The sequence below is a fragment of the Pseudomonas sp. CIP-10 genome (genome assembly GCF_020911845.1).
GTDB classification, from domain to species: domain Bacteria; phylum Pseudomonadota; class Gammaproteobacteria; order Pseudomonadales; family Pseudomonadaceae; genus Aquipseudomonas; species Aquipseudomonas alloputida.
This window is the reverse complement of record NZ_CP087160.1, coordinates 3,949,631-3,974,727: the sequence shown is the minus strand read 5'-3', so window position 1 is coordinate 3,974,727 and position 25,097 is coordinate 3,949,631. Positions and strand designations below refer to the sequence as shown.

Here is a 25,097-nt window from a genome sequence, read left to right as displayed (position 1 = left end):
TGCAACCCATGGATGCCGCTCACCGACCACGGACACGTTTTCGCATGCAGCGATGCTGGCTCATTTTTCTGCTGACGCTGGGGTTGATCTTGACCTGCCCCGTCCAGGCGCGCTCGCCGGGCCCACAGCAGCACATACCGCCTGCCAAGGTGCGTGACCTGCCGCAGATTCGCACCAGCAAAGTACTGCGAGTGCTGGTCAACCAGAGCCGCAACAGTTCCGGTGAGGTCAAGGGCGAGCCAGTCGGCATCGAGTATTATCGGCTGCGTGCCCTGGAGCATTTCCTCAATGCTCGTACTGCCGACGACCAGCAGATCCAGCTAAAGCTCATCCCGCGGGCCAAGGAACAGTTGCTGGGCGCCCTGGCCCGCGGCGAGGGTGACCTGGCCGCGCCAGGCGAGCTGCTTGACCCCACTACGGTGAGCGGTGTCCGCAGCAGTGCGCCGATACTCGACCAAGTGCCGCTGATGCTGGTCGGGCGCAAAGGCGAGCGAAGTTTCAGCAAGGTCGAACAGCTGTCAGGGCGTACCGTGGCGTTGACCAGCGCCAGTGCCGCCGGACCGCTGATCCAGCAGGTCAACCAGCAACTGGCACTGCGCAAGCGGCCGCCGATCAAAGTGGAGTGGGTCGATTCGACGCTGGCGGTGGAGGATGTGCTGGAGATGGTACAGGCAGGCATCTACCACCTGACCATGGTCGAGCAGCCCATTGCCCGGCGTTGGGCCCGGGTTATGCCGCGCCTGCGCCTGGACAGCCGGGTGCGCCTGGGTGCGCCGCAAGCCATGCGCTGGTATGTAGGGCGTGATGCGCCGCAATTGTTGGCCGCAGTCGATCACTTTCTGCAAGGTTACCGCGCGCCAGATAACCAGGATGCGGCGTTCGAGCGCATCTACCGCCGCCAGTACCGGGTACACAACCCGTTGGCCAGCAAGGACCGCCAGCGTCTGGCATCGGTGCGGGCGGTGTTGCAGAAGCATGGCCAGGCGCAACAGATCGACTGGCTCAACCTGGCTGCATTGGCCTTCAAGGAGTCGACGCTCAACCCGGCTGCACGCGGTACTGGCGGTGCCCATGGCCTGATGCAGATTACCCCTTCGGCAGCCCAGCGGGTGGGGGTGAGCAACACTGCAACGGTAGATGGCAATGTCCTGGCCAGTGCCCGTTACCTGGCGCTTATCCGGCGCAAGTTTTTTGCCAGTGCCAAGATCAACGAGCGTGAGCGCATGGCCTTTGTGCTGGCAGCCTACAACCTCGGCCCCGAGCGGGTTCAGGCCATGCGCGCAGAGGCTCGACGGCGAGGTCTAAACGGTAACCAGTGGTTCTTCCAGACTGAACGCATCGCCATGGAGCAAGTGGGGATGGGACCGGTCAATTTCGTCAATAGCATCAACAAGTACTACCTGGCCTTCAACCGCGAACGCGCGGCACTGGAGCGCGTGGCGAAGCGTTAAAATCGATTTTATCGATTGTTATGTTGGGTTTTTTGCGATTTTCATATCAATAGAATTGATTATGATGGCGCCCATACCCACACAACTGCTTCACTTCAAGGACGCTTCGACATGAAAAACACTACCCTCAACGCGCTGTTCTCTACACGTGCTGGCGCTGGCTTGAGCGTTATCCGCATCCTGGTCGGCATCATCTTCATGGCTCATGGTGCGCAAAAACTCTTCGGCCTGTTCGGTGGCTACGGCCTGGAAGGCACCGGCCAATGGATGGAAAGCATCGGCCTGGCGCCGGGTTATCTGATGGCCCTGCTGTCCGGCAGTGCCGAATTCTTCGGCGGCCTGGCCTTGGTGGTCGGCCTGCTGGCTCGCCCGGCGGCCCTGGCGCTGACGGTGACCTTGGTAGTGGCGATCGTTTCGGTGCACATCGGCAACGGCCTGTTCATGTCCAACAACGGCTATGAGTTCGCCCTGGCGCTGTTGGCCGGCACTGTTGCAGTCATGATCGAAGGCGCTGGCCGCTTCTCGCTCGACCGCCTGATCGCCCGGTAATCAGCTGCAAGCTGTGAGCTACGAGCCGCAGGCAAGCGCGGGCCAATTCTCGGCGTGTTCTTGCTTGCGGCTTGTCGCTTGCAACTTGGGGCTCATCGCTCTAGCATACCGCCTGCGCCGATTTAAACAGCTACTTGCGGGGCGCAGGAAAGCCCCACCTCCGGGCCGTCCGAAATACCGCTAAAGCGCTGGTTCGGTGACGCCTCCCACCGCTGCCCAGCGGGATTCGCGAGGCGGAGAGAAGCTCCATGAGTTGCCCACGTACCAGTGTCTGTTTAAGCCCTTTGCCTGCTAGCCAGGCGTCCCGCACACCGCGCATCCTGCTCGGCGGCCGGCATCAACCCACCCTTTTGCGTCATCTTGAAGGCCTGTCACGGCGCAAGGGGCAGGCGCGTGCCTTTCTGATCCAGTTCGCCGACAGTGGCTGCCACCTCGCGCAGTATGGCAATGACCGTTTCGACCTGGCTGTGATCCAGGCGCCGGCACCGGACGAGGCCGCCGAAGTCATAGGCCATCTCACCCGCATCGCGCGTCAAGGCCTGATTACCCGCCGCTGAGGAATGCGCTATTGAGCACCAATATCATCACCACAGAAGGCCATGAGGCGCTGAAGAAAGAGCTGGATCACCTGTGGCGGGTGTATCGTCCGGAAATCACCCAAAAGGTTGCCTGGGCCGCTTCGTTGGGTGACCGCAGCGAGAACGCGGACTACCAGTACAACAAGAAGCTGCTGCGCGAAATCGACCGCAGGGTGCGATACCTGCGCAAGCGGCTTGAAGATGTGAAAGTGGTGGCGTACTCGCCCGAGCAGGAAGGCAAAGTGTTTTTCGGTGCCTGGGTTGAGATCGAGAACGACGAGGGCGAGACCATGAAGTTTCGCATTGTCGGCTACGACGAGATCTACGGGCGCAACGATTACATCTCGATCGATTCACCCATGGCCCGTGCCTTGCTGAAGAAGGAGGAGGGTGATGAGGTGGTGGTGCATACACCTACCGGTGAAGCGACCTGGTATGTGAGCAGCATCCGTTACGGCCAGGGCGTCTCGACGGACTGACCGGGCCCGTCTTGCGCCAGCGTGAGGCATGTGCTGTCCCGGCAGGCGATCGCTCAGCCCTCAGGGTTGCGCCTGCAGAAACGCTGCCAGCCAGGCCTCAAGCCTCGCGCAACACCGCCAGCGGGCTGGCATTCAACGCCCGCCGCGTTCCCAGCACCCCCGCACCCCCCACCAGCAGTGCCCCTGTCAGCGGCAACACCAGCAGCCACGGGTGCGGGCTCCACTGCAAGTCGAACGCATAGCGGTACAGCACCCAGGTAATCAGTTCGCAGCCCACGGCCGCCAGTAGCCCGCTGGTCGCGCCCAGCAGGCCGAACTCGATACGCCGGGCCTTGACCAGCAAGGGCCGCGCCGCGCCCAGTGCGCGCAACAGTGCCCCTTGGCGAATGCGCTCGTCCAGCGTGGCCTGCAAGCCAGCGAACAACACTGCCAGCCCGGCGGCCAGCACGAACAGCAGCACATACTCCACCGCCAGGGTTACCTGGGCGAGAATGCTGCGCAGCTGGTCGAGCAAGGCATCCACCTGCAGGATGGTCACCGCCGGAAACGCCCGTGACAGCGCGACGACATCCAGGTCATGCCCCGGTGCCACGTAGAAGCTGGTCAGGTAAGTGGTCGGCAGCCCCTGCAGCGTGCCAGGCTGGAAGATCATGTAGAAGTTCGGCTGGAAGCTGTCCCAATGCACGTTGCGCAGGCTGCTCACGCGGGCCTGGCGCTGCTGACCGCCAATATCGAACGTCAGCAGGTCGCCCATCTGCAGTTTCAGGCTGCTGGCCAGTTCCGCCTCCACCGAAACCCCGGGGATATCGTTGTCGGCTGGCAAGGCTTGCCACCAGCTGCCTGCGGTCAGCACGTTGCCTTCGGGCAACTCGGCGGCCCAGGTCAGGCTGAGGTCGCGCTGCACGGCGCGCTCGCCTGCCGAGTCCTTGCTGACCACCTGCTGTACCGGTTTTTCATTGATTTGCACCAGGCGCCCGGGCGTTACCGGGTACAGCGGCGCTGAAGCGGCATTGACCTGGTGCAGGTGTTGAATGAACAGCTCACGGTCATCTGGCAGGATGTTCAGGGCGAAGTGGTTAGGCGCATCCTTGGGTAGCTGTGCTTGCCAGGTATCGAGCAGCTCTGCGCGCAGCAGGGCGACCAAGGCCATGGCCAGCAATATCAGGCCGAAGGCCAGGGCCTGGCCTGCTGCAGCCATGGGGTGGCGTAATAGTTGGCCCAGCCCCAGACGCCAGGTGAGTGGCGCCCCGGCCAGCAGCTGGCGCAGGCTGCGTAAACCGAGCAACAGCAGGCCACCGAGCAGGAGCGCAGCGACCAGGCCGCCACCGAGTAGGGCGAAGGTGAGCAGCAGATCGAGGCTCAGGCGCCACATGATCAGGCCCAGGGCGAGCAGGGCGGCGCCGTACACCAGCCAACTGCTCGCAGGTATCGGCAGCAGGTCACGGCGCAGCACGCGCAGTGGCGGCACCTGGCCCAGCGCCGCAATGGGCGGCAGGGCAAAGCCAGCCAGTGCCACCAGCCCGGTACCGATACCTGCCAGCGCAGGAACGATGCCGCCAGCGGGCACCACGCTCGGCAGCAAGCCGTGCAGCAGGCGGAACAGGCCCAGCTGAGCCAGCCAGCCGAGCAAGGCACCGGCCAGGGCAGCGACCAGGCCGAGCATGGCCAGTTGCAGGCAATACAGGCCCAATGCCTGGTGGCGCGACAGGCCCAGGCAGCGCAGCAGGGCACTGGCGTCCAGTCGGCGTGCAGCATAGCGACTGGCCGACAATGCCACGGCTACGCCTGCCAGCAATACAGCCACCAGGCTGGCCATGTTCAGGTAGCGTTCGGCTTTGCCCAGCGCGCCGCCGATCTGTTGGTTGCCATCGCGGGTGTCACGCAGGCGCTGGTTGGCGGCCAGGTCTTTTTCCACGGCCTGACGGTACTGCGCCAGCGCCTCGGTATCGCCGCGCCACAGGTCACGGTAGGTGACCCGGCTGCCCGGCTGGATCACGCCGGTGGCCTCCAGGTCGGCCAGGTTCATCATCACGCGCGGGGTAAGGCTGTAGAAGTTGTTGGCGCGGTCCGGTTCGTAGGTAAGCACACGGCTCATGCGCAGGGTTTTCATGCCCACGTCGATGCTGTCGCCGATTGCCAGCCCCAGTGCTGCCAACAGGCGCGGTTCCACCCACACTTCGCCAGGGGCAGGGCCGCCGCCGGGTGTTTCTTCGGCATAAGGTGCCGGAGCGCTGCGTACTTGCCCGCGCAATGGGTAGGCGCCGTCGGCGGCCTTTACGCTGGACAGCTGGATGCCATTGTCGCCGCCGACCACGCTGGTGAACTCGACCACGCGTGCATGGCGCAAGCCCAGTGCCTTGCCGGCATCGAGCTGTTGCTCGCGGGCCGGTGCGCTGCCCTGCAGTACCAGATCGGCGCCCAGAAACTCGCTGGCGCGCAGCTGCATGGCGCCGTTGAGGCGGGCGCCGAAATAGCCGATGGCGGTGCTGGCAGCTACCGCCACCAACAGGGCAAAGAACAGCACGCGCACTTCACTGGCGCGAACATCGCGCAGCAACTGGCGCAGTGCCAGGCCACACAGGCGGGACAGCGGCATACGGCTCACCGGGCCTCCATCGGCGCCACAAGGCGGCCCGCGTCCAGGCGGATCTGGCGCCGGCAGCGGCGGGCCAGGCGTTCGTCATGGGTGACCAGCACCAAGGTAGTGCCGCGCTCCTTGTTCAGGTCGAACAACAAGTCGCTGATGCGTTCGCCGGTGTGGCTGTCGAGGTTGCCGGTGGGCTCATCGGCGAACAGCACCGCAGGCTGCGCGGCGAAGGCGCGAGCGATTGCCACGCGCTGCTGCTCGCCGCCCGACAGCTGCCGAGGTGTGTGGCTCAGGCGTTTGCCCAGGCCGACCCGCTCCAGCAAAGTGCGAGCCTGTTCGCGGGCATCGCGGCGGCCGTCCAGCTCCAGTGGCAGCATGACGTTTTCCAGTGCATTGAGGCTGTCGAGCAACTGGAACGACTGGAACACGAAACCCACATGTTCGGCGCGCACACGGGCGCGTTGGTCTTCATCCAGTGGCCCCAGGTCGTGGCCGGCGAGCACGACATTGCCAGCGCTGGGGCGGTCGAGGCCGGCGAGCAAGCCGAGCAGGGTCGACTTGCCAGAGCCCGAGGCGCCGACGATGGCCAGGCTATCGCCTTGGGCCAGGTCGAGAGACAGTGCGTGGAGGATGGTAAGGTCACCTTCCGCGCTGGGGACCACTTTGCTAAGGTTCTGCGCAACGAGAATGCTGGGGCTCATGGAGAATCCGATGCGAGTGTGGTGGTTGAGTGCCGGTCTGGCCCTGTATTGCCTGGCCCAGAGCGCAGCGGCAGGAACACTGCTGGTTGTTGGCGATAGTATCAGCGCCGGTTTTGGCCTGGATAGCCGTCAGGGCTGGGTGTCTCTCTTGCAGGCCCGTCTCAGGGACGAAGGTTTTGACGACAAAGTGGTCAATGCTTCGATCAGTGGCGATACCAGCGCAGGTGGCCAGGCGCGGCTCCCGGCGCTGCTTGCAGCACATAAACCAAGCCTGGTGGTGCTGGAGCTGGGCGGCAACGATGGCCTGCGCGGGCAGCCGCCTGCACAATTGCAACAAAATCTTGCCTCGATGATCGAGCGTTCGCGTCAGGCAGGGGCCAAGGTGCTGCTATTGGGCATGCGCCTGCCGCCCAATTATGGTGTGCGTTACACCACCGCCTTTGCCAAGGTGTATGAACAGCTGGCAGCGGACAAACAGGTTCCTTTGGTGCCGTTTTTCCTCGAAGGGGTAGGGGGCGTACCTGAACTGATGCAGGCTGATGGCATCCATCCGGCCCAGGGGGCTCAGCAGCGCCTGCTGGAAAATGCCTGGCCAGCGATAAAACCCTTGCTGTGAAGCTTTAAACGGGGGCGCCTTTCGGCTAATGTTGCGCCCCCCGTTTCGAGTGCTCCAAATGCCGCGCCCTGCCTGGTCCCTGTATGCCTATCAACTGATCGAGCCCGACGAGCAGCTCGACCTGTTCGCCTGCCAGGAAATCCGCGTCCACCTCGTGGCCCGCCAGCTTGAGCTGGGCGTGCCGGTCGACCGTACCTTGTGTGGCGGCCTGCTGCCAGCCCAGCCGCGTTGGTCGGGGGTGCCGCGATCGATTTACCGCGATGGCCGCCTGTGTGAGCTGTGCCGTGCCATCCTCGATGCCCAGCGACGCGGCATGCGCCCGGTGTGGCCTGAGCTGCATGGCAGCTGAACGACAAGCGCCTTTCATCATCTGAAACGCTTGCAGCGTGCCAATGCCTCCCGCTTGCATCGGCGCGGGTGTACAATCGATTCTCTTGACCCATCTTTCGAAGGATTTACCGGATGTTGCCGCGCTTTCCTGCCGTCACCCGTAGCCTGTCCCTGGCCGCCCTGTTGGTAGCGGGCCCCGCTGCTGCGCTGGAGCTGCCACTGCCACCGCCCGGTGAAGACATCGTCGGCCAAGTGCATGTGATCAAGGCAAAGTACGAGGACACGTTCGCCGATATCGGCACCGCAAACGACCTCGGCTACCTGGAAATGATTGCCGCCAACCCCGGCGTGGACCCTTGGCTGCCGGGCGCCGGCACCGAGATCATCCTGCCGACCCGTTTCGTTCTGCCGCCGGGGCCGCGCGAAGGCATCGTCATCAACCTGGCCGAGTACCGCATGTACTACTTCCCCAAGGGGGAGAGCGTGGTGTACACCTTCCCGCTGGGCATTGGTCGCGAGGGGTGGGGGTCGCCGATCGCCAACACCAAGATCACCGCCAAGACGCCCAACCCGACCTGGACGCCGCCCGCTTCGATTCGCAAAGAGCACGCTGAGGACGGTGACATCCTGCCGACGGTAGTGCCGGCTGGCCCGGACAACCCGCTGGGGCCGTTCAAGTTCACCTTGGGCGTACCGGGCTATCTGATCCATGGTTCGAACAAGAAGTTCGGCATTGGCATGCGCACCAGTCACGGTTGCTTCCGCATGCTTAACAACAACGTGCTTGAACTGTCGAAGATGGTGCCGGTGGGGACGCCAGTGCGCATCATCAACGAGCCTTACAAGTTCGGTATCAGCGCCGGCAAGGTCTATCTTGAGGCACACACGCCGCTGGATGACCAGGGTAACCCGTCAGTGGTCGACAAACACACCGCAGTTATCAATGCCTTGCTCAAGCGTGAAGACCTGGCCAATAACCTACGCATGAACTGGGACATGGTACGTGACGTGGTGGCTGCAGAAGATGGCATGCCGGTAGAAATTGCCGTGCCGGTGGAAAACCAAGGGGCCGCACCGATGGTGTCGAGCATTCCGCCCGAACTGCAGTAAGGTGATTTCGACACACCCAGGCCTGCCTTAGTGCAGGCCTTTTTGTACCTGTTGGCCGCGTTTGTCGGATTCAAAGGCAATAAAAAAGCCGACCCACAAGTGGGTCGGCTTCTTAACAATCCGTGAGGATTATTACTTGCGGCTGGCTTTGTCCAGCATACGCAGAGCGCGCTCGTTGGCTTCGTCAGCGGTCTGCTGAGCCTTCTGAGCGGCTGCCATTGCGTCGTCAGCCTTACGGTAGGCTTCGTCAGCACGAGCTTGAGCGCGAGCTGCTGCGTCTTCAGTCGCAGTCAGACGAGCTTCGGTTTCTTTGGATACGCTGCTGCAACCGGTAGCCAGAACTGCGGCCAGAGCCAGAGCAGAGAATTTCAGAACGTTGTTCATCGTGTTCCCCTTCAAGGACTTTCTATTAAATAGCCATCTCTCAGGAAAGAGAAACTGGCCGGCGTACATAGTACCCATTACTTGTAGTAAGTAAACTGACAGAGCGCAAGAACTGCAAAAAAAATGTTGCTTGACTCCGCGCCGACAAGATTTGCGACGTGTCTGTGAAAAAAATGTGCAGGGTTCGCAAGCGGTTGTGGTACAGGAACTTTTTTGTTGAACTAAGGGTGACTTTAACTGTCGATCAGCGTCTTAAGCCCTAGAACATCCGGTGGCTGTTGCGCGGGCTTGGGAAAGTCACCCGGGCGGCGTTTTGACCTTTTTTAAGCGCCACCACCTTGAGCAATCCCGCTCGCGGTGCCTACTATCTTGTGAGTGCCAGACGATCCGAACGATTACAATCGTCCAATGGTCGAAGCGGCAACGGGTGGCGTAGAGGATTCTGTGCCGGATAAACCACCATCGGTTAAGGTAAGGGTCTGCCGAGAAGACCTGCGAGGAGTAGTGATGAGCGAAGCGCTGACCATCCACCATGACCAGGCCGGTCATCAGTTCGAGACCAACGTGGACGGTCATCGTGCCTACCTGACGTACATGGATCTGGGCAAGCAGACGCTGGACATCTATCGCACCTTCGTGCCCAACGCCCTGCGCGGCCGTGGGATCGCTGCCGCCCTGACCGAGCGGGCACTGGAGTACGCCGAGCAGATGGGCTACACGGTGATCCCGTCTTGCTCGTATGTGGAGCGTTACATGGAGCGCCAGCAGCGGCATTCGAGCAAGGCCTGAGCTGACCATAGGCACCCGACACAACAAAAAAACGCCGGGCAGTGCCCGGCGTTTTTTATTCCCGCAATGTTCAGCCGCGCTTACGCTGCGGCAGCACATCCTTGAGCTTGGCATGCATGCTGCGCAGGGTTTTCTCGGTCGCCGACCAGTCGATGCAGGCGTCCGTGATCGACACGCCATACTGCAACTCGTCCAGGTTTTTCGGAATGGACTGACAGCCCCAGTTCAGGTGGCTTTCGACCATCAGGCCGATGATCGACTGGTTGCCTTCGAGAATCTGGTTGGCGACGTTCTCCATCACCAGCGGTTGCAGGGCCGGGTCCTTGTTGGAGTTGGCATGGCTGCAGTCGACCATGATGTTGGCCTTGATCTTGGCCTTGGCCAAGTCCTGTTCGCACAGGGCGACACTGACCGAGTCGTAGTTCGGCTTGCCATTGCCGCCGCGCAGTACCACGTGGCCGTATGGGTTGCCCTTGGTGGTGACGATCGACACGCCGCCTTCCTGGTTGATCCCCAGGAAGCGGTGCGGCTTGGACACCGACTGCAGGGCATTGATGGCAACGGTCAGGCCTCCGTCGGTGCCGTTCTTGAAACCCACCGCCGAGGACAGGCCCGAGGCCATCTCGCGGTGTGTTTGCGATTCGGTGGTGCGGGCACCAATGGCCGACCAGCTGATCAGGTCTTGCAGGTACTGCGGGGAAATCGGGTCGAGCGCTTCGGTGGCAGTCGGCAAGCCCATTTCGGCCAGGTCCAGCAGCAGCTTGCGGCCGATGTGCAGGCCGTCCTGGATCTTGAACGAGTCATCCAGGTACGGATCGTTGATCAGGCCTTTCCAGCCGACGGTGGTGCGCGGCTTTTCGAAGTACACGCGCATGACCAGGTACAGCGTATCGGACACTTCTTCGGCCAGCACTTTCAGGCGCTCGGCGTATTCGTGGGCTGCCTTGATGTCGTGGATGGAGCAAGGGCCGACCACGACGAACAGGCGATGGTCCTTGCCGTCGAGAATATTGCGCACCACTTCACGGCCGGCAGTCACGGTCTGCAGGGCCTTGGCGCTGAGGGGGATTTCCTTCTTGAGCTGATCAGGGGTGATCAGGGTCTCGTTGGAGGCAACGTTCAAGTCATCGATCGGTAAATCAGCCATCGTGTTACTCGTCAGGTCACGGGTGCCGGCCGCCAACTATCCCCGTGCGGCCCAGCAGCAAGAATAATCGCAGCGGGGAGCCGAACCTTAGCGCGTTACAGATGGCACGACAATGGGCTGAACCCAGTCATTGTGGGGTTTTTACCTGAGCGAGGGGGTTGCGCGCGAATGGACTGCCCAGCGCTACGTAACCTGTGTAAAAAGAGTGCTGACCCTTTACCTGGAGATTGGCATGCATTCGCACCCCCCTCGCATCGGCATCATCGGCAGTGGCGCCATCGGCGGCTTTTATGGGTTAATGCTGGCCCGGGCCGGTTTCGATGTGCATTTTCTGTTGCGCAGCGAGTACCAGGCCGTTTGTGAACGCGGGCTGAGCCTGGACAGTGCCGTGCATGGCGCACTGCACATGCGGGTGCAGGCTTACGTCAGTGCCGCCGACATGCCGCCCTGTGACTGGCTTCTGATCGGGGCCAAGGCCACCAGCAACGAGCAGTTGGCACCGTTGATCGTCCAGGCTGCTGCGCCCGGCGCCAAGGTGGTGCTGTTGCAGAACGGCCTGGGTGTCGAGGAGCAGTTGCGTCCGGCCTTGCGCAGCGACATGCACCTGCTCGGCGGCCTGTGCTTCATCTGCGTCAACCGCCAGGCGCCAGGTGTAATCCGCCACCAGGCGCTGGGGGCGGTCAACCTGGGGTATCACAGCGGGCCGGCCACCGATTGCGGTGTCGCGCTGGTGAATGAAGGCGCCGGGTTGTTCCAGGCGGCGGGGATCGACTCGCAGGCCATGCCGAACCTGGCCTTGGCGCGTTGGCAGAAGCTGGTGTGGAACGTGCCTTACAACGGGCTGTCGGTGCTGCTGGGGGCCAGCACTGCGCCACTGATGGCCGACAGCAATAGCCGCGAGCTGATACAGGCCTTGATGGCCGAGGTGGTGCAGGGGGCGGCAGCCTGTGGCCATGTACTGCCCGAGGGCTATGCCGAGCACTTGTTCCAGGTGACCGAGCGCATGCCCGACTACTGGCCGAGCATGTATCACGACCATGTCCACAAACGCCCGTTGGAGCTGGGGGCCATTTACGCCGAGCCGCTGGCACGCGCACGGGCGGCAGGCTGCAGCATGCCGCGCATTGAAATGCTGTACCAAGCGCTGAGTTTCATCGACAACCGCGACCGGCCGGCCTGAGGGTGGCCGAGGCTTCGGCGGGGCCCTCCAGCCCACGGCGGCAGCGCGCCGGACGGCAAAGCGAGCGTCCGGCGCGCTGCTAAGCTGAAGCTTGCTCTGCCGCTGCGGCAGTCGAGGAGGTCGAATGATCCGCTCCATGCTGTACGCCACCGACCTCGGTGTCTACGCCCCTTTCGTGATGCAACACGCGCTGGCCCTGGCGCGCACGTTCGGTGCCGAGTTGTATGTGATCCACGCGGTCGAGCCGATGGGCCAGTTCGCCGAATCCCTCCTGCAAAGCTACCTCGATGAGCAGACGCTCGATCAATTGCACAGCCAGGGGGTGAACACAGTGATGGCGAACATAGAGCAGCGTGTGCTGGAAAACTTTCGCGACGAGTTGGGCGAAGAGGCTGACCTGGCAGTGATCAAGGCCGTGCGTGTGCGTCAGGGCGACCCGGCGCAGGTGATTCTCGACCAGGCCCAGCGGCTAAGCGTCGACCTGTTGATATTCGGTAGCCACAGTGCCGGTGCCGGGGTGGATGTACCGCTTGGGCGCACGGCGGTGCGGCTGCTGCAGCTGTCGCCGGTGCCGGTGTACATGGTGCCCTTGGCGCAGCATCTGGGGCGTAGGAAAACGTGAAGATAGGTGCAGTCCATTTCCGTGGGCATGTAACAAAATAGTTCTAGATTTATTTCCAGAACCACTAATATAGTTATATATCGTCGCTGCCTGCTGCCGCGGACTCATCGCTGAACCGAGGGAAACCTATGAAGCTTCAACAACTGCGCTACATCTGGGAAGTGGCGCACCATGACCTCAACGTCTCCGCGACGGCGCAGAGCCTGTATACCTCCCAGCCAGGTATCAGCAAGCAGATCCGCCTGCTCGAAGACGAATTGGGTGTTGAAGTCTTTGCCCGCAGCGGCAAGCATCTGACCCGCGTGACCCCGGCCGGTGAGCGCATCATCAATACCGCAGGCGAAATCCTGCGCAAGGTCGAGAGCATCAAGCAGATTGCCCAAGAGTTCTCCAACGAGAAGAAGGGCACGCTGTCCATCGCCACCACCCACACCCAGGCGCGCTACGCGTTGCCGCCGGTTATCAGCAGCTTTATCAAGCAGTATCCGGAGGTGTCCCTGCACATGCATCAGGGTTCGCCCATGCAGATTGCCGAGATGGCTGCGGACGGTACGGTCGATTTCGCCATCGCCACCGAGGCGCTGGAGCTGTTCGGCGATCTGATCATGATGCCGTGCTACAAGTGGAACCGTTGCGTTGTGGTGCCGCAGGGGCACCCGCTGGCCAAGCTGCCGAAACTGACCCTGGAAGCCGTCGCCGAGTACCCGATCGTCACCTACGTGTTCGGTTTCACCGGGCGCTCAAAGCTGGATGAGGCTTTCAATCACCGTGGCCTCACGCCAAAGGTGGTCTTCACCGCGGCTGACGCCGACGTGATCAAGACGTATGTGCGCCTGGGGCTGGGCGTGGGTATCGTTGCCGGCATGGCTGTGGACGCCAAGCTCGACAGTGACTTGGTGGCGCTGGATGCCAGTGAGCTGTTCGAAGCCAGCATCACCAAGATCGGCTTCCGTCGGGGTACCTTCCTGCGCGGCTTCATGTGCGACTTCATTGAGAAGTTTGCCCCGCACCTGACCCGTGAAGTGATGGCCAAGGCCATTCAGTGCCATAACAAGCAAGAGCTGGAAGCTTTGTTCGAAGGTGTCGAGCTGCCGGTTCACTGATTCGGGAGTGATGGGGTCGCTGTGGGAGTAACGGCCCTTGCTCAATGTCTAAAAGCTGGCGCGATCCCTGTGGGAGCGGGCTTGCCCGCGAACACGGGCGAAGCCCGTGCCATCCACCGCGGTGTCTTCTTCGCGGGTAAACCCGCTCCTACAGGCCGTCCTAGCTATCTCAAGCCTTGCTGATCAGGTTGCCCGCATGCAACCCGCATTCCTTCTGCGTCGACTCTTCCCACCACCAGCGCCCTTCACGCTCATGCTGGTTTGGCAGCACCGGGCGGGTGCATGGCTCGCAGCCAATGCTGATGAAGCCACGCTCGTGCAGGCTGTTGTACGGCAGCTCGAGCATGCGGATATAACCCCATACTTCTTCACTGCTCATCTGCGCCAGCGGGTTGAACTTGTACAGCGTGCGCTCAGGCGTGGAAAAGGCGCTGTCGATTTCCAGTGCTGCCACCTGGCTGCGGGTGCCCGGGCTTTGGTCGCGGCGCTGGCCGGTGGCCCAGGCGCTGACGGTGGCCAGCTTGCGTCGCAGCGGCTCGATCTTGCGAATGCCGCAGCACTCGCCATGGCCGTCCTTGTAGAAGCTGAACAGGCCCTTTTCCTTGACGAACGGGTCGAGCTTGGCGCGGTCCGGGCTGAGGATTTCGATCGGCAGGTTGTACTGTTCGCGTACCTGGTCGATGAACCGGTAGGTCTCCGGGTGCAGGCGCCCAGTGTCGAGGCTGAATACCTTTACCTGCTTGTTCAGCTTCCAGGCCATGTCGACCAGCACCACATCCTCGGCGCCGCTGAAGGAGATCCACAGGTCATCACCGAAGTGCTCGAAGGCAAGCTTGAGGATGTCCTGCGGGGACTTGTTGGCATAGGTCGCGGCCAGGGCGGCGACGTCGAAGGGTTGGCTCATCAGGCGGTTTCCATCTTGGCTGTGGCGCTGTGCGCTCGTAGTAGGGGGATGGTAACAAAAAAAACGTGGTCTAGATGGGCTCACAAGCTCTGCAGGGTCTGCATCAGCACCCGCACTTTGGCGATCGACTCTTCATACTCGGCCTGCCACTGCGAGTCGGCTACCACCGCGCCGCCGCCCCAGCAACTGACCTGTCCATCTTTGATCAGCAAGCTGCGAATGGCGATCGAACTGTCCATTTCGCCGCGTACATCCACATACAGCAGCGAGCCGCAGTACAGCGCGCGGCGCGCGGGTTCCAGTTCGTCGATGATCTGCATGGCGCGGATTTTCGGGGCGCCGGTAATCGAGCCGCCAGGGAAGCTGTCGCCGATCAGGTCCAGCGCATCTTTGTCGCTGGCCAGCTGGCCGGTGATGCTGCTGACAAGATGGTGCACGTTGGGGTAGCTCTCCAGGCTGAACAGTTCCGGTACCTTCACTGAGCCGATCTCACACGTGCGCCCCAGGTCGTTGCGCAGCAGGTCGACGATCATCAGGTTTTCCGAGCGGTCCTTCGGGCTGTGCAGCAGCTCTTGGGCATTACGCTGGTCTTCAGCCGGGTCGCTGGCGCGTGGGCGGGTGCCCTTGATCGGCCGGGTTTCGACCTGGCCCTGGCTGACGCGGATGAAGCGCTCGGGCGAAAAGCTCAGCAGGGTACTGCCGTCGGCCAGTTGCTGGTAGCCGGAGAAGGGTGTCGGGCAGGCCTGGCGCAGGGCCTGGTAGGCTCGCCATGGATCGCCTTGGCAGGGCGCGCGAAAGCGTTGGGTGAGGTTGATCTGGTAGCAGTCACCTGCCTGGATGTAGCGTTGTACCTGGTCGAACGCTGTTTTGTACTGCTCGGGCTCCAGGTCACCGACCATCGGTGCGAGCAGCCGGAAGTCGCCGGTGGTGGTGGTGGTGGTGTCCTGGAACAGCCTGATCAGGCGTTGGCGTTCGTCGTCTGCCAGGCTCGGGTGGAACACCAGCTGGCTGGTGCCGAGCAGATGATCGCTGACCAGTGCCCAGGCATACAGGCCCAGTTGTGCGTCTGGCAGGCCGAGGTCGTCCACGGCCAGGCTTGGCAGGTGTTCCAGGCGGCGGCCGAAGTCGTAGCTCAGGTAGCCAATCAGGCCCCCGGCAAAGGGCAGTTCTACACCGTTGGGCAAGTCGGCGTGGCCCAGTTGTGCCAGGCCAGCGCGCAGGCGCTGGAGGAAGACGCGGCCATCTTCATCGGGCTGCGCCTGCAGCTGTTGCAGCGGCCAGGCGCTGAGCAGGTCGAAACGCCCGCGTTCGGCGCCGGGGCGGGCGCTGTCGAGCAGGATCGCACCGGGGGCCTGGCGCAGGTGGGCGAAATAGGCGGCAGGGTCGGGTTGGTAGGGCAGGGGGTGTAGCGTGCAGGTCGGCATCAGTATGGACGGCGATGTAAAAGCGAGGAGGGCGATTGTAGACCTGTGCAGGAAAAGCGCCTAGCGCTGGGTACGACATTCAACATTGTGTTTGGCCCATACGCAGCACAAGGCAGTTCCTGCAGGTTGAGCGAAGCGCATGATTCAACTGCAGTGCTTGCAAGAGCAACCTTGTGCTGCGAATGGGCTGCAAAGCAGCCCCTGTATTTCAGCGGTTGGGCACATGCCCGAACAGACCCTGTGCTACCCGTACCCGCTGCTCGGCGTCTTCGGTCACACCCTCCTTGGCCAGTGCTTCGATGTGCGCCTCGATGGCATGGGTGCGCTGAGTCAGGCCGCAGTCGTTGGCAATCTGGATGTTCAGCCCCGGGCGGGCGTTGAGCTCCAGAATCAGCGGGCCCTTGTCCTGGTCAAGCACCATGTCCACGCCGATATAGCCCAGGCCGCACAGTTCATAGCAGCCAGCGGCCAGCTTCATGAAGCCGTCCCAGTTCGGCAGTTGCACGCCGTCCACCGCGTTGGTGGTGTCCGGGTGCTTGCTGATGATGTTGTTCAGCCAGGTGCCGCGCAGGGTCACGCCGGTGGCCAGGTCGACACCCACACCGATGGCGCCCTGGTGCAGGTTGGCCTTGCCGCCGGACTGGCGAGTCGGCAGGCGCAGCATGGCCATCACCGGGTAGCCCATGAGCACGATGATGCGGATGTCCGGTACGCCTTCGTAACTGATGCTCTTGAAAATCTGGTCCGGGGTCACGCGGTACTCGATCAGCGCGCGGTCGCGGTGCCCGCCGAGGGAGTACAGCCCGGTGAGGATGCTGGAAATCTGGTGCTCGATTTCCTCGTGGCTGATGATCTTGCCCGACACTGTGCGGTAGCGGTCCTCGAAGCGGTCGGCGATTACCAGGATGCCGTCACCGCCGGCGCCTTGCGCCGGCTTGATGACGAAATCGCTGCGACCGCCGATGATCTGGTCGAGCTTATCGATCTCTTTTTCGGTCTCGATGATGCCGTACATTTCCGGCACATGGATGCCGGCCGCCAGTGCGCGCTCCTTGGTGATGATCTTGTCGTCGACGATCGGGTACAGGCTGCGCTTGTTGTACTTCAGCACATAGTCCGCGTTACGTCGGTTGATCCCCATGATGCCCCGGGCCTCCAGGGCTTTCCACGTCTTGATCAGGCCAAACATCAGGAGTCAGCCTTTTTCAGGAAGGCTTTGAAGCGCACGAGTTCGGTCAGGCGGTAGCCGCGATAACGGCCCATCGCCAGCATGAAGCCCACCAGGATCAGCAGCACCGCCGGGAAGGTGAACACGAAGTACACCAGCTCCGGCACCATCATCAGCAGGTGTGCCAGGGAGGCGGCGAACAGGGTGCCGATGGCCACTTTCATGGCATGGCCGCCACCACGCTCTTCCCAGGTGATCGACAGGCGTTCGATGGTCATGGTCAGGATCACCATCGGGAACAGTGCTACCGACAGCCCGCGTTCAAGGCCCAGCTTGTGGCTGAACAGGCTGATGGCGGCAATCAGCACCACGACGAAGGTCAATACCACCGACAGGCGTGGCAGCATCTGCAGCTTGAGGTGTTCCAGATACGAGCGCAGCGACAGGCCCAGGGCCGTGATCACCGTGAATAGCACAATACCGAAGCCCAGCTGGGTTTCGCGGAACGCCAGGGCGATCAGCACCGGGGTGAATGTGCCCAGGGTCTGGATGCCGATCAGGTTGCGCAGCACCAGGATCACCAACACGCCGATCGGGATCATGACCATGATCATGAAGGTTTGCTGGGTTTGCAGCGGCAGACCGTACAGCGAGTATTCGAGGAAGTCGGCGTCGGTGTTCTCGTCGGTCAGCTTGGCCAGGCGGATGGCGTTCATCTCGCTGTTGTTCATGCTGAAGGTGACAGTAGCCTTCTTGCCGCCATCGACGGTGATCAGGTTATCGTCACCGGTCCACCACAGCAGGCGGTCGCTCGGCAGGCCTTGCTCACCGGTGTCCGGGTTGAAGTACAGCCAGTCGTCGCCGTTGAAGCTGCGCAGCCACAGCTCCGGGGTTTGCGGGGTGTCGGCCAGCAGGCGGATGGTGTGCACCTTTTCCATCGGCACGTGGGCGATCGACAGCAGCAGGTCGATGACCTGGGCCTTCTTCATCGCCGAAGTGTCGCCAGCCAGCAGCAGCTTGACGTTGTCGTCGTTGAGGTTGTTGACCCGCTTGATGGTTTCGCTGACAAAGGTCTCGACGTCGGCCGAGTGCTGACGTATCGGGGCCATCAGGGCTTCAGCGGCGATCTTCTCGGGGCCCTCGACGGCCAGGCTGTCACGGAAGGTCGGGCCTTTGATCTTGGTCTTCTCGTTGCTGTAGCGCTTGGTCAGTACCAGGCGGTAGTAGAGGGTCTGGTTGCCACTGGCGCGACGTGCCGACCAGGTAACCTTGCGGTTGCCGTCGGCGCGGTTGATGCTGACCCCGTAGTTGTTGGAGATGAAGCTCTCGTTGAGGCTGACGTAGTCGCGGTTCAGCGGTGGCACGAACATCTGCACCTTGACCGGGTCCTTGCTGCTGGCCACGAACTCGACCTTGGCGTCGATGTTCCACAGGTCGTCGGTTTCATCCTCGGTCACCGGGATGCCGAGCACGAAGATCTGATAAGCCGTGACCGCCACGCCCAATAGCACCAGCACGGTGATCAGGACTTTCAGATGGAGGGTGAGAGAGCGCATCGGGATTACTCTGCTTTGGGAGCGTCGGTGGCACAGGCAGGTTTGCCGGCCGCATATTTAAGGCTTGGGTCAACCAGTGCGTCGAAGTGCTTGAGCGCCTCGGAACCGATCAGCAGCGGGAACTGGAAGGCGCTGCGGTCGGTGAGGTTGACTTCGATGGTGCGCCTGGTCTGGCCCATGCAGATTTCGAGTTCGATGACCGGGCGGGCCGTGTAGGCCTTGCCTGATTCGGCATCATAGTCGCCGGCCCGGCGCTTGATCTTGCTGACGCGTGCCAGTGGGCGTTCGATCGGGTGCGAATGGGCCGCATCGATGGCGAGGTAGAAGCGTACCCAGCTTTCGCCATTGCGCTTGAACCGCTTGATGTCGCGGGCGCTGAGCGAGGCGGTCTTGGCACCGGTGTCGAGCTTGGCGGCCACTTCCAGGTCCAGGTCGCCCAGATGTGCGTATTCGTTGAGACCATACACGGTCTTGCCCGCAGCCTGGCCAAGGGCCGGCAGCAGGGTGAGGCATAGCAGCAATAAAACGGGTGTAAGTCTCATATTCCTGGCGCGGTGCATTGCAAGGTTCTAGGCAAGGTTCAGGTCAAGGTGACTGGCAATTACTGCGCAAGCTTCCTCGTTGATCTGTCAACAGGCACGAATGCATGACAGACAGGCTATCCATACCCCATCGGAGGCGCGGCATTCTATCACGCCGACGTCTTGACGCCAGCGGTGCGCGATCTGACAGCGTTGTAGTGGTGATAGTTCGCGATTAGACGATTGTCGACAATGTTCATTTTGTCTTTGACTTGGAGGGCTCGTTTCGTTAGTTTCTGGCGAAGAGATTTAAAAGGTGTCGACAATATGCAGGACCTTTCCACCCCCGGCCCGGTGCTGACAGACGAAACGGAAACCCTCTCCGAAAACGTCTTCCGGCGCATCCAGGCGGCCATTGTCAAGGGTGATATCGCCCCCGGCAGCAAGATTTCCGAGCCGGAGTTGGCGCGCACCTATGGCATCAGCCGCGGGCCGCTACGCGAAGCTATCCACCGCCTTGAAGGCCAGCGCCTGCTGGTGCGCGTGCCGCATGTGGGCGCGCGGGTGGTATCGCTCAACCACGCCGAACTGATCGAGCTGTACGAAATTCGCGAGTCGCTGGAAGGCATGGCCTGCCGCCTGGCCGCCGAACGCATGAGCCAGGCCGACATCGACGAACTGCGCCGGGTGCTCGACACCCATGAGCGCGATGCCGCGTTCCAGGCCGGCCTGGGGTACTACCAGCAGGAAGGCGACTATGACTTCCATTACCGGATTATTCAGGGTAGCGGCAACCAGACCCTGGTCAAGATGCTCTGCGGCGAGCTGTACCAACTGGTGCGCATGTACCGTATCCAGTTCTCTGCCACCCCCAACCGGCCACGCCAGGCCTTTGCCGAGCACCATCGCATTCTTGATGCCATCGCCGACCGTGACGGCGAACTGGCCGAACTCCTGATGCGCCGCCACATCGGCGCGTCCAAGCGCAATATCGAGCGTCACTACCTGGACGCCCACAACAACAGCACACGAGGTGAGAAATGACAGTCAAGAGCACCCCCGGTCAGCGTTTCCGTGACGCCGTTGCCGCTGAGCATCCGCTGCAGGTGGTTGGCGCCATCAACGCCAACCATGCCCTGCTGGCCAAGCGCGCCGGCTTCAAGGCCATCTACCTGTCAGGTGGCGGCGTGGCCGCTGGCTCCCTGGGTCTGCCAGACCTGGGCATCACTGGCCTGGACGACGTGCTCACCGACGTGCGTCGTATCACCGACGTGTGCGACCTGCCGCTGCTGGTGGATGTCGACACCGGCTTCGGCGCTTCGGCCTTCAACGTTGCCCGTACCGTGCGCTCGATGAGCAAGTTCGGCGCTGCCGCCATTCATATCGAGGACCAGGTTGGCGCCAAGCGTTGTGGCCACCGCCCCAACAAGGAAATTGTCAGCCAGCAGGAAATGGTCGACCGTATCAAAGCTGCCGTCGACGCCCGCAGCGATGACAGCTTCGTGATCATGGCGCGTACCGATGCGCTGGCCGTCGAAGGCCTGAACGCCGCCCTGGACCGTGCCGAGGCGTGTGTCGAAGCGGGCGCCGACATGATCTTCCCGGAAGCCATCACCGAACTGCAGATGTACAAGACTTTCGCTGATCGGGTGAAGGCACCGATCCTGGCCAACATCACCGAGTTCGGTGCCACGCCGCTGTACACAACCGAAGAGCTGGCCTCGGTCGACGTGTCGTTGGTGCTGTACCCGCTGTCGGCGTTCCGCGCCATGAACAAGGCGGCCGAGAACGTGTATGCCGCACTGCGTCGTGACGGCACGCAAAAGAACGTGATCGACACCATGCAGACTCGCATGGAGCTTTACGATGCCATTGGTTATCACGCCTTCGAGCAGAGCCTCGATGCACTGTTTGCCCAGAAGAAGGGCTAAGCGCTAGCGCCCGAATTAGCCAGAAAGCATCCATAACAAATTCAAGAAAGGAGAAACACCATGGCCGAAGCAAAAGTACTCAGTGGCGCAGGCCTGCGTGGCCAGGTGGCCGGCCAGACTGCACTGTCGACCGTGGGCCAGGCCGGTGCCGGGCTGACCTACCGTGGTTATGATGTGCGTGACCTGGCGGCCGGTGCCGAGTTCGAAGAAGTCGCCTACCTGCTGCTGTACGGCGAGCTGCCAACCCAGGCCGAACTGGCCGACTACAAGCGCAAGCTCAAGGGCCTGCGTGACCTGCCGCAAGCCTTGAAGGAAGTGCTTGAGCGCATCCCGCGCGATGCCCACCCGATGGACGTCATGCGCACCGGTTGCTCGGTACTGGGCACCCTCGAACCAGAACTGACCTTCGAAGCCCAGCGCGACAAGACCGACCGCCTGCTGGCGCTGTTCCCGGCCGTGATGTGCTACTGGTACCGCTTCACCCACTATGGTGTACGCATCGACTGCACCACTGATGAAGACACCTTGGGTGGCCACTTCCTGCACCTGCTGCACGGCAAGAAGCCGAGCGAGCTGCACGTCAAGGTCATGAACGTGTCGCTGATTCTCTACGCTGAACACGAATTCAACGCCTCGACATTCACTGCCCGTGTCTGCGCCTCGACCCTGTCTGACCTGTACTCCTGCGTCACCGCAGCCATCGGCTCGCTGCGTGGCCCGCTGCACGGCGGTGCCAACGAGGCTGCGATGGAACTGATCGAGCGCTTCCAGAGCCCGCAGGAAGCCACCGCCGAGCTGCTGCGCATGCTCGAGCGCAAAGACAAGATCATGGGCTTTGGCCATGCCATCTACAAAGAGTCCGACCCGCGCAACGAGGTGATCAAGGGCTGGTCGAAGCAGCTGGCTGACGAAGTGGGTGACAAGGTGCTGTACCCGGTGTCCGAAGCCATCGACAAGACCATGTGGGAGCAGAAGCGCCTGTTCCCCAACGCCGACTTCTACCATGCCTCGGCGTATCACTTCATGGGCATTCCGACCAAGCTGTTCACCCCGATCTTCGTCTGCTCGCGGCTGACCGGCTGGGCGGCGCACGTCTTCGAGCAGCGCGCCAACAACCGCATCATCCGCCCGAGCGCCGAGTATGTCGGCGTCGAACAGCGCCAGTTCGTGCCGATCGAGCAGCGCTGAATAGCTATAGAGAGGCAACCCGTTCCCCTTGTGGGAGCGGGCGTGCCCCCGAATGCGCCGGCCTTGCAACCACTGTGCACCTGCTGACGCATTCGCGGGCACGCCCGCTCCCACAGGTACGGTGAAACCTTCCGAATCCTGTGACCGAGCCTGATTCCATGATGAACACTGCATACCGCAAGCACCTGCCAGGCACCGACCTGGACTACTTTGATGCCCGCGCGGCGGTCGAGGCGATCAAGCCCGGCGCCTACGACGGCTTGCCATACACGTCCCGCGTGCTCGCCGAGAACCTGGTGCGCCGCTGCGATCCTGCTACGCTCGATGCCTCGCTGAGCCAACTGATCGAGCGCAAGCGCGACCTCGACTTCCCGTGGTTCCCGGCCCGCGTGGTGTGCCATGACATCCTTGGCCAGACTGCGCTGGTCGACCTTGCCGGCCTGCGTGACGCCATTGCCGACAAAGGCGGCGACCCGGCCCAGGTCAACCCGGTGGTGCCGGTGCAACTGATCGTCGACCACTCGCTGGCCGTCGAGTGCGGTGGTTTCGACCCGCAGGCCTTCGAAAAGAACCGCGCCATCGAAGACCGCCGCAACGAAGACCGCTTCCACTTCATCAACTGGACCAAGAAGGCGTTCAAGAACGTCGACGTGATCCAGCCGGGCAACGGCATCATGCACCAGATCAACCTGGAGAAGATGTCGCCGGTGGTCCACAGCGACCGCGGTGTCGCCTACCCGGACACCTGCGTCGGCACCGACAGCCACACGCCGCATGTCGATGCACTGGGTGTGATCGCCATCGGCGTAGGCGGCCTGGAAGCCGAAAACGTGATGCTCGGCCGCGCCTCCTGGATGCGCCTGCCGGAAATCGTCGGCGTCGAGCTGACTGGCAAACTGGCCCCGAACATCACCGCCACCGACCTGGTGCTGGCCTTGACCGAATTCCTGCGCAAGCAGAAAGTGGTCGGCGCTTACCTGGAGTTCCATGGCGAGGGTGCCCGTGCCCTGACCTTGGGCGACCGCGCCACCATTTCCAACATGGCCCCGGAATACGGCGCCACGGCGGCGATGTTCGCCATCGACCAGCAGACCATCGACTACCTGCGCCTGACCGGCCGTGAAGAGCAGCAGGTCAAACTGGTGGAGACCTACGCCAAGGCCACCGGCCTGTGGGCTGACAGCCTGGGCGGCGCCGTCTACGAGCGCACCCTGAGCTTCGACCTGTCGAGCGTGGTACGCAACATGGCCGGCCCGTCCAACCCGCATGCCCGCGTCGCCACCAGCGACCTGGCGGCCAAAGGCATCGCCGGCAGCTGGGAAGAAGTGCCGGGGCAGATGCCGGACGGCGCGGTGATCATCGCTGCCATCACCAGTTGCACCAACACCAGCAACCCGCGCAACGTGATTGCCGCAGGCCTGATTGCGCGCAATGCCAACAAGCTGGGCCTGACCCGCAAGCCGTGGGTCAAGTCGTCGTTGGCACCCGGCTCCAAGGCCGTGCAGCTGTACCTGGAGGAAGCAGGGCTGGAGAAGGAGCTCGAGCAACTGGGCTTTGGCATCGTCGCCTTTGCCTGCACCACCTGCAACGGTATGTCCGGCGCCCTGGACCCGGTGATTCAGCAAGAAATCATCGACCGCGACCTGTACGCCACTGCCGTGTTGTCGGGTAACCGCAACTTCGACGGGCGTATCCACCCGTACGCCAAGCAGGCCTTCCTGGCTTCGCCACCGCTGGTGGTCGCCTACGCCATAGCCGGTACCATCCGCTTCGACATCGAGAAGGATGTACTGGGGGTGGTCGACGGCAAGGAAATCCGCCTCAAGGACATCTGGCCCAGCGACGAAGAAATCGATGCGGTGGTGCGTGCCGCGGTCAAGCCGGAGCAGTTCCGCAAGGTCTACATCCCGATGTTCGCCATCGAGGAAGACCGCGGGCCGAAAGTTGCGCCGCTGTATGATTGGCGCCCGATGAGCACCTACATCCGCCGCCCTCCCTACTGGGAAGGTGCCCTGGCCGGCGAGCGCACGTTGCGCGGCATGCGCCCGCTGGCGGTACTGCCGGACAACATCACCACCGACCACCTGTCGCCGTCCAACGCCATCATGCTCGACAGCGCCGCCGGTGAATACCTGGCGAAAATGGGCCTGCCGGAAGAAGACTTCAACTCCTACGCCACTCACCGTGGCGACCACCTGACCGCCCAGCGCGCCACCTTCGCCAACCCCAAACTGTTCAACGAAATGGTGCGCAACGACGATGGCAGCGTGAAGCAGGGCTCGCTGGCGCGTATCGAGCCGGAAGGCAAGGTTACCCGCATGTGGGAGGCGATCGAGACCTACATGCAGCGCAAGCAGCCGCTGATCATTGTCGCCGGTGCCGACTACGGCCAGGGTTCGTCCCGTGACTGGGCGGCCAAGGGCGTGCGCCTGGCGGGTGTCGAGGCGATCGTGGCCGAAGGCTTCGAGCGTATTCACCGCACCAACCTGGTAGGCATGGGCGTGCTGCCGCTGGAGTTCAAGCCGGGCACCGACCGCAACACCCTGGGCCTGGATGGCAGCGAAACCTATGACGTGCTGGGTGCGCGTACGCCACGGGCGACCCTGACCCTGGTGGTTACCCGTGCCAATGGCGAGCGCCTGGAGGTACCGGTGACCTGCCGCCTGGACACCGCCGAGGAAGTGTCGATCTACGAAGCGGGCGGGGTGCTGCAGCGCTTTGCCCAGGACTTCCTCGAAGCGACCGCCTGAGCATGAATCGGGGGCCGCTTTGCGGCCCT

The 25,097-nt window shown here is 62.5% G+C and carries 24 protein-coding genes; 15 read left to right on the top strand and 9 right to left on the bottom strand.

The annotated features are described in order from the left end of the window. Nucleotides 1-44 precede the first annotated feature (44 nt). The 4 genes from LMH93_RS17950 to greB all read left to right on the top strand — a co-directional run bounded on the left by LMH93_RS17950 (nt 45) and on the right by greB (nt 3,057). Entirely contained in the window at nt 45-1,451 is a 1,407-nt protein-coding gene (locus LMH93_RS17950) for a transglycosylase SLT domain-containing protein (RefSeq protein ID WP_054888657.1), read from the top strand. 111 nt (nt 1,452-1,562) lie between these two features. After that, complete coding sequence (locus LMH93_RS17945) at nt 1,563-2,000, top strand: DoxX family protein (protein WP_003250269.1); 438 nt, start codon at nt 1,563-1,565, stop codon at nt 1,998-2,000. A gap of 248 nt (nt 2,001-2,248) precedes the next feature. Beyond that, complete coding sequence (locus tag LMH93_RS17940) at nt 2,249-2,557, top strand: hypothetical protein (protein ID WP_003250272.1); 309 nt, start codon at nt 2,249-2,251, stop codon at nt 2,555-2,557. Between the two features lie 11 nt (nt 2,558-2,568). Then, on the top strand, nt 2,569-3,057 hold the full coding sequence (greB, locus tag LMH93_RS17935) for a transcription elongation factor GreB (protein ID WP_010953283.1): 489 nt from the start codon (nt 2,569-2,571) through the stop codon (nt 3,055-3,057). A gap of 97 nt (nt 3,058-3,154) precedes the next feature. On the opposite strand, the gene LMH93_RS17930 is transcribed toward greB, so the two are convergent. Both LMH93_RS17930 and LMH93_RS17925 read right to left on the bottom strand, forming a co-directional pair. After that, on the bottom strand, nt 3,155-5,662 hold the full coding sequence (locus LMH93_RS17930; RefSeq protein WP_230064432.1) for an ABC transporter permease: 2,508 nt from the start codon (nt 5,660-5,662) through the stop codon (nt 3,155-3,157). Beyond that, on the bottom strand, nt 5,659-6,345 hold the full coding sequence (locus tag LMH93_RS17925) for an ABC transporter ATP-binding protein (RefSeq protein WP_014861838.1): 687 nt from the start codon (nt 6,343-6,345) through the stop codon (nt 5,659-5,661). Before LMH93_RS17925 ends, LMH93_RS17930 begins: the two co-directional genes overlap by 4 nt. 10 nt (nt 6,346-6,355) lie before the next feature. On the opposite strand from LMH93_RS17925, the gene LMH93_RS17920 reads away from it, so the two are divergent. From LMH93_RS17920 to LMH93_RS17910, 3 genes are all read left to right on the top strand, one after another. Next, nucleotides 6,356-6,961 carry an arylesterase gene (locus LMH93_RS17920; RefSeq protein ID WP_003250280.1) on the top strand — a complete coding sequence of 202 codons (606 nt, stop codon included), beginning with the start codon at nt 6,356-6,358 and terminating at the stop codon, nt 6,959-6,961. Between the two features lie 58 nt (nt 6,962-7,019). Next, nucleotides 7,020-7,310 (top strand): hypothetical protein, encoded by a 291-nt coding sequence (locus tag LMH93_RS17915; protein WP_003250283.1) that lies wholly within the window; start codon nt 7,020-7,022, stop codon nt 7,308-7,310. Nucleotides 7,311-7,423: 113 nt separating this feature from the next. Then, on the top strand, nt 7,424-8,401 hold the full coding sequence (locus LMH93_RS17910) for a L,D-transpeptidase family protein (protein WP_003250286.1): 978 nt from the start codon (nt 7,424-7,426) through the stop codon (nt 8,399-8,401). 132 nt (nt 8,402-8,533) lie between these two features. Here LMH93_RS17910 and LMH93_RS17905 read toward each other — a convergent pair whose 3' ends face one another. Beyond that, on the bottom strand, nt 8,534-8,785 hold the full coding sequence (locus tag LMH93_RS17905; protein WP_003250288.1) for an Lpp/OprI family alanine-zipper lipoprotein: 252 nt from the start codon (nt 8,783-8,785) through the stop codon (nt 8,534-8,536). Nucleotides 8,786-9,292: 507 nt separating this feature from the next. On the opposite strand from LMH93_RS17905, the gene LMH93_RS17900 reads away from it, so the two are divergent. After that, nucleotides 9,293-9,574 carry a GNAT family N-acetyltransferase gene (locus tag LMH93_RS17900; protein WP_003250290.1) on the top strand — a complete coding sequence of 94 codons (282 nt, stop codon included), beginning with the start codon at nt 9,293-9,295 and terminating at the stop codon, nt 9,572-9,574. 70 nt (nt 9,575-9,644) lie between these two features. On the opposite strand, the gene LMH93_RS17895 is transcribed toward LMH93_RS17900, so the two are convergent. Further along, a complete protein-coding gene (locus LMH93_RS17895) occupies nt 9,645-10,721 on the bottom strand; it encodes a 3-deoxy-7-phosphoheptulonate synthase (RefSeq protein WP_003250292.1) in 1,077 nt (358 codons plus the stop codon). A 232-nt stretch (nt 10,722-10,953) separates the two neighbouring features. On the opposite strand from LMH93_RS17895, the gene LMH93_RS17890 reads away from it, so the two are divergent. The 3 genes from LMH93_RS17890 to cysB all read left to right on the top strand — a co-directional run bounded on the left by LMH93_RS17890 (nt 10,954) and on the right by cysB (nt 13,626). Further along, nucleotides 10,954-11,901 carry a putative 2-dehydropantoate 2-reductase gene (locus LMH93_RS17890; RefSeq protein ID WP_230064431.1) on the top strand — a complete coding sequence of 316 codons (948 nt, stop codon included), beginning with the start codon at nt 10,954-10,956 and terminating at the stop codon, nt 11,899-11,901. Between the two features lie 124 nt (nt 11,902-12,025). Then, nucleotides 12,026-12,523, top strand: a complete 498-nt coding sequence (locus tag LMH93_RS17885) for a universal stress protein (RefSeq protein ID WP_003250295.1) — start codon at nt 12,026-12,028, stop codon at nt 12,521-12,523. A 128-nt stretch (nt 12,524-12,651) separates the two neighbouring features. Next, nucleotides 12,652-13,626, top strand: a complete 975-nt coding sequence (gene cysB / locus LMH93_RS17880) for an HTH-type transcriptional regulator CysB (RefSeq protein ID WP_003250297.1) — start codon at nt 12,652-12,654, stop codon at nt 13,624-13,626. Between the two features lie 169 nt (nt 13,627-13,795). Here the strand turns inward: cysB and LMH93_RS17875 are convergent, their stop codons facing one another. The 5 genes from LMH93_RS17875 to rloA form a co-directional block, all read right to left on the bottom strand. After that, nucleotides 13,796-14,530 carry a phosphoadenylyl-sulfate reductase gene (locus LMH93_RS17875; protein ID WP_003250299.1) on the bottom strand — a complete coding sequence of 245 codons (735 nt, stop codon included), beginning with the start codon at nt 14,528-14,530 and terminating at the stop codon, nt 13,796-13,798. An 80-nt stretch (nt 14,531-14,610) separates the two neighbouring features. Beyond that, nucleotides 14,611-15,954 carry an aminodeoxychorismate synthase component I gene (pabB, locus tag LMH93_RS17870; protein ID WP_003250301.1) on the bottom strand — a complete coding sequence of 448 codons (1,344 nt, stop codon included), beginning with the start codon at nt 15,952-15,954 and terminating at the stop codon, nt 14,611-14,613. Nucleotides 15,955-16,162: 208 nt separating this feature from the next. After that, the gene (locus LMH93_RS17865; protein ID WP_003250303.1) at nt 16,163-17,143 is read right to left on the bottom strand and encodes an alpha-L-glutamate ligase-like protein; all 981 of its coding nucleotides are present in this window, start codon (nt 17,141-17,143) and stop codon (nt 16,163-16,165) included. Continuing rightward, nucleotides 17,143-18,678, bottom strand: a complete 1,536-nt coding sequence (gene rloB / locus LMH93_RS17860; RefSeq protein ID WP_003250305.1) for an osmotic stress tolerance membrane protein RloB — start codon at nt 18,676-18,678, stop codon at nt 17,143-17,145. The genes LMH93_RS17865 and rloB overlap by 1 nt, the downstream gene beginning before the upstream one ends. 5 nt (nt 18,679-18,683) lie before the next feature. Further along, nucleotides 18,684-19,220: a retropepsin-like aspartic peptidase RloA gene (gene rloA, locus LMH93_RS17855; protein ID WP_010953297.1), complete on the bottom strand. Its 537-nt coding sequence runs from the start codon at nt 19,218-19,220 to the stop codon at nt 18,684-18,686. A 306-nt stretch (nt 19,221-19,526) separates the two neighbouring features. Between rloA and LMH93_RS17850 the strand changes: the two genes are divergently transcribed. The 4 genes from LMH93_RS17850 to acnD all read left to right on the top strand — a co-directional run bounded on the left by LMH93_RS17850 (nt 19,527) and on the right by acnD (nt 25,068). Next, nucleotides 19,527-20,243 carry a GntR family transcriptional regulator gene (locus LMH93_RS17850; protein WP_003250308.1) on the top strand — a complete coding sequence of 239 codons (717 nt, stop codon included), beginning with the start codon at nt 19,527-19,529 and terminating at the stop codon, nt 20,241-20,243. Next, nucleotides 20,240-21,130 (top strand): methylisocitrate lyase, encoded by an 891-nt coding sequence (gene prpB / locus LMH93_RS17845; protein ID WP_003250310.1) that lies wholly within the window; start codon nt 20,240-20,242, stop codon nt 21,128-21,130. Before LMH93_RS17850 ends, prpB begins: the two co-directional genes overlap by 4 nt. 60 nt (nt 21,131-21,190) lie before the next feature. After that, nucleotides 21,191-22,318 (top strand): bifunctional 2-methylcitrate synthase/citrate synthase, encoded by a 1,128-nt coding sequence (gene prpC, locus LMH93_RS17840; RefSeq protein ID WP_185280165.1) that lies wholly within the window; start codon nt 21,191-21,193, stop codon nt 22,316-22,318. A gap of 161 nt (nt 22,319-22,479) precedes the next feature. Then, a complete protein-coding gene (gene acnD, locus LMH93_RS17835; RefSeq protein ID WP_003250315.1) occupies nt 22,480-25,068 on the top strand; it encodes a Fe/S-dependent 2-methylisocitrate dehydratase AcnD in 2,589 nt (862 codons plus the stop codon). The last annotated feature ends 29 nt before the right edge of the window (nt 25,069-25,097 follow it).

Coding starts and splice junctions, on each gene's coding strand:
- LMH93_RS17945 (WP_003250269.1), top strand. CDS start 1,563: ATGAAAAACACTACCCTCAACGCGCTGTTCTCTACACGTGCTGGCGCT.
- LMH93_RS17910 (WP_003250286.1), top strand. CDS start 7,424: ATGTTGCCGCGCTTTCCTGCCGTCACCCGTAGCCTGTCCCTGGCCGCC.
- LMH93_RS17925 (WP_014861838.1), bottom strand. CDS start 6,345: ATGAGCCCCAGCATTCTCGTTGCGCAGAACCTTAGCAAAGTGGTCCCC.
- LMH93_RS17850 (WP_003250308.1), top strand. CDS start 19,527: ATGCAGGACCTTTCCACCCCCGGCCCGGTGCTGACAGACGAAACGGAA.
- rloB (WP_003250305.1), bottom strand. CDS start 18,678: ATGCGCTCTCTCACCCTCCATCTGAAAGTCCTGATCACCGTGCTGGTG.
- LMH93_RS17940 (WP_003250272.1), top strand. CDS start 2,249: ATGAGTTGCCCACGTACCAGTGTCTGTTTAAGCCCTTTGCCTGCTAGC.
- LMH93_RS17885 (WP_003250295.1), top strand. CDS start 12,026: ATGATCCGCTCCATGCTGTACGCCACCGACCTCGGTGTCTACGCCCCT.
- prpC (WP_185280165.1), top strand. CDS start 21,191: ATGGCCGAAGCAAAAGTACTCAGTGGCGCAGGCCTGCGTGGCCAGGTG.
- cysB (WP_003250297.1), top strand. CDS start 12,652: ATGAAGCTTCAACAACTGCGCTACATCTGGGAAGTGGCGCACCATGAC.
- LMH93_RS17890 (WP_230064431.1), top strand. CDS start 10,954: ATGCATTCGCACCCCCCTCGCATCGGCATCATCGGCAGTGGCGCCATC.
- LMH93_RS17905 (WP_003250288.1), bottom strand. CDS start 8,785: ATGAACAACGTTCTGAAATTCTCTGCTCTGGCTCTGGCCGCAGTTCTG.
- LMH93_RS17920 (WP_003250280.1), top strand. CDS start 6,356: ATGCGAGTGTGGTGGTTGAGTGCCGGTCTGGCCCTGTATTGCCTGGCC.
- rloA (WP_010953297.1), bottom strand. CDS start 19,220: ATGAGACTTACACCCGTTTTATTGCTGCTATGCCTCACCCTGCTGCCG.
- LMH93_RS17875 (WP_003250299.1), bottom strand. CDS start 14,530: ATGAGCCAACCCTTCGACGTCGCCGCCCTGGCCGCGACCTATGCCAAC.
- acnD (WP_003250315.1), top strand. CDS start 22,480: ATGAACACTGCATACCGCAAGCACCTGCCAGGCACCGACCTGGACTAC.
- LMH93_RS17895 (WP_003250292.1), bottom strand. CDS start 10,721: ATGGCTGATTTACCGATCGATGACTTGAACGTTGCCTCCAACGAGACC.
- pabB (WP_003250301.1), bottom strand. CDS start 15,954: ATGCCGACCTGCACGCTACACCCCCTGCCCTACCAACCCGACCCTGCC.
- LMH93_RS17865 (WP_003250303.1), bottom strand. CDS start 17,143: ATGTTTGGCCTGATCAAGACGTGGAAAGCCCTGGAGGCCCGGGGCATC.
- LMH93_RS17950 (WP_054888657.1), top strand. CDS start 45: ATGCAGCGATGCTGGCTCATTTTTCTGCTGACGCTGGGGTTGATCTTG.
- LMH93_RS17900 (WP_003250290.1), top strand. CDS start 9,293: ATGAGCGAAGCGCTGACCATCCACCATGACCAGGCCGGTCATCAGTTC.
- LMH93_RS17915 (WP_003250283.1), top strand. CDS start 7,020: ATGCCGCGCCCTGCCTGGTCCCTGTATGCCTATCAACTGATCGAGCCC.
- prpB (WP_003250310.1), top strand. CDS start 20,240: ATGACAGTCAAGAGCACCCCCGGTCAGCGTTTCCGTGACGCCGTTGCC.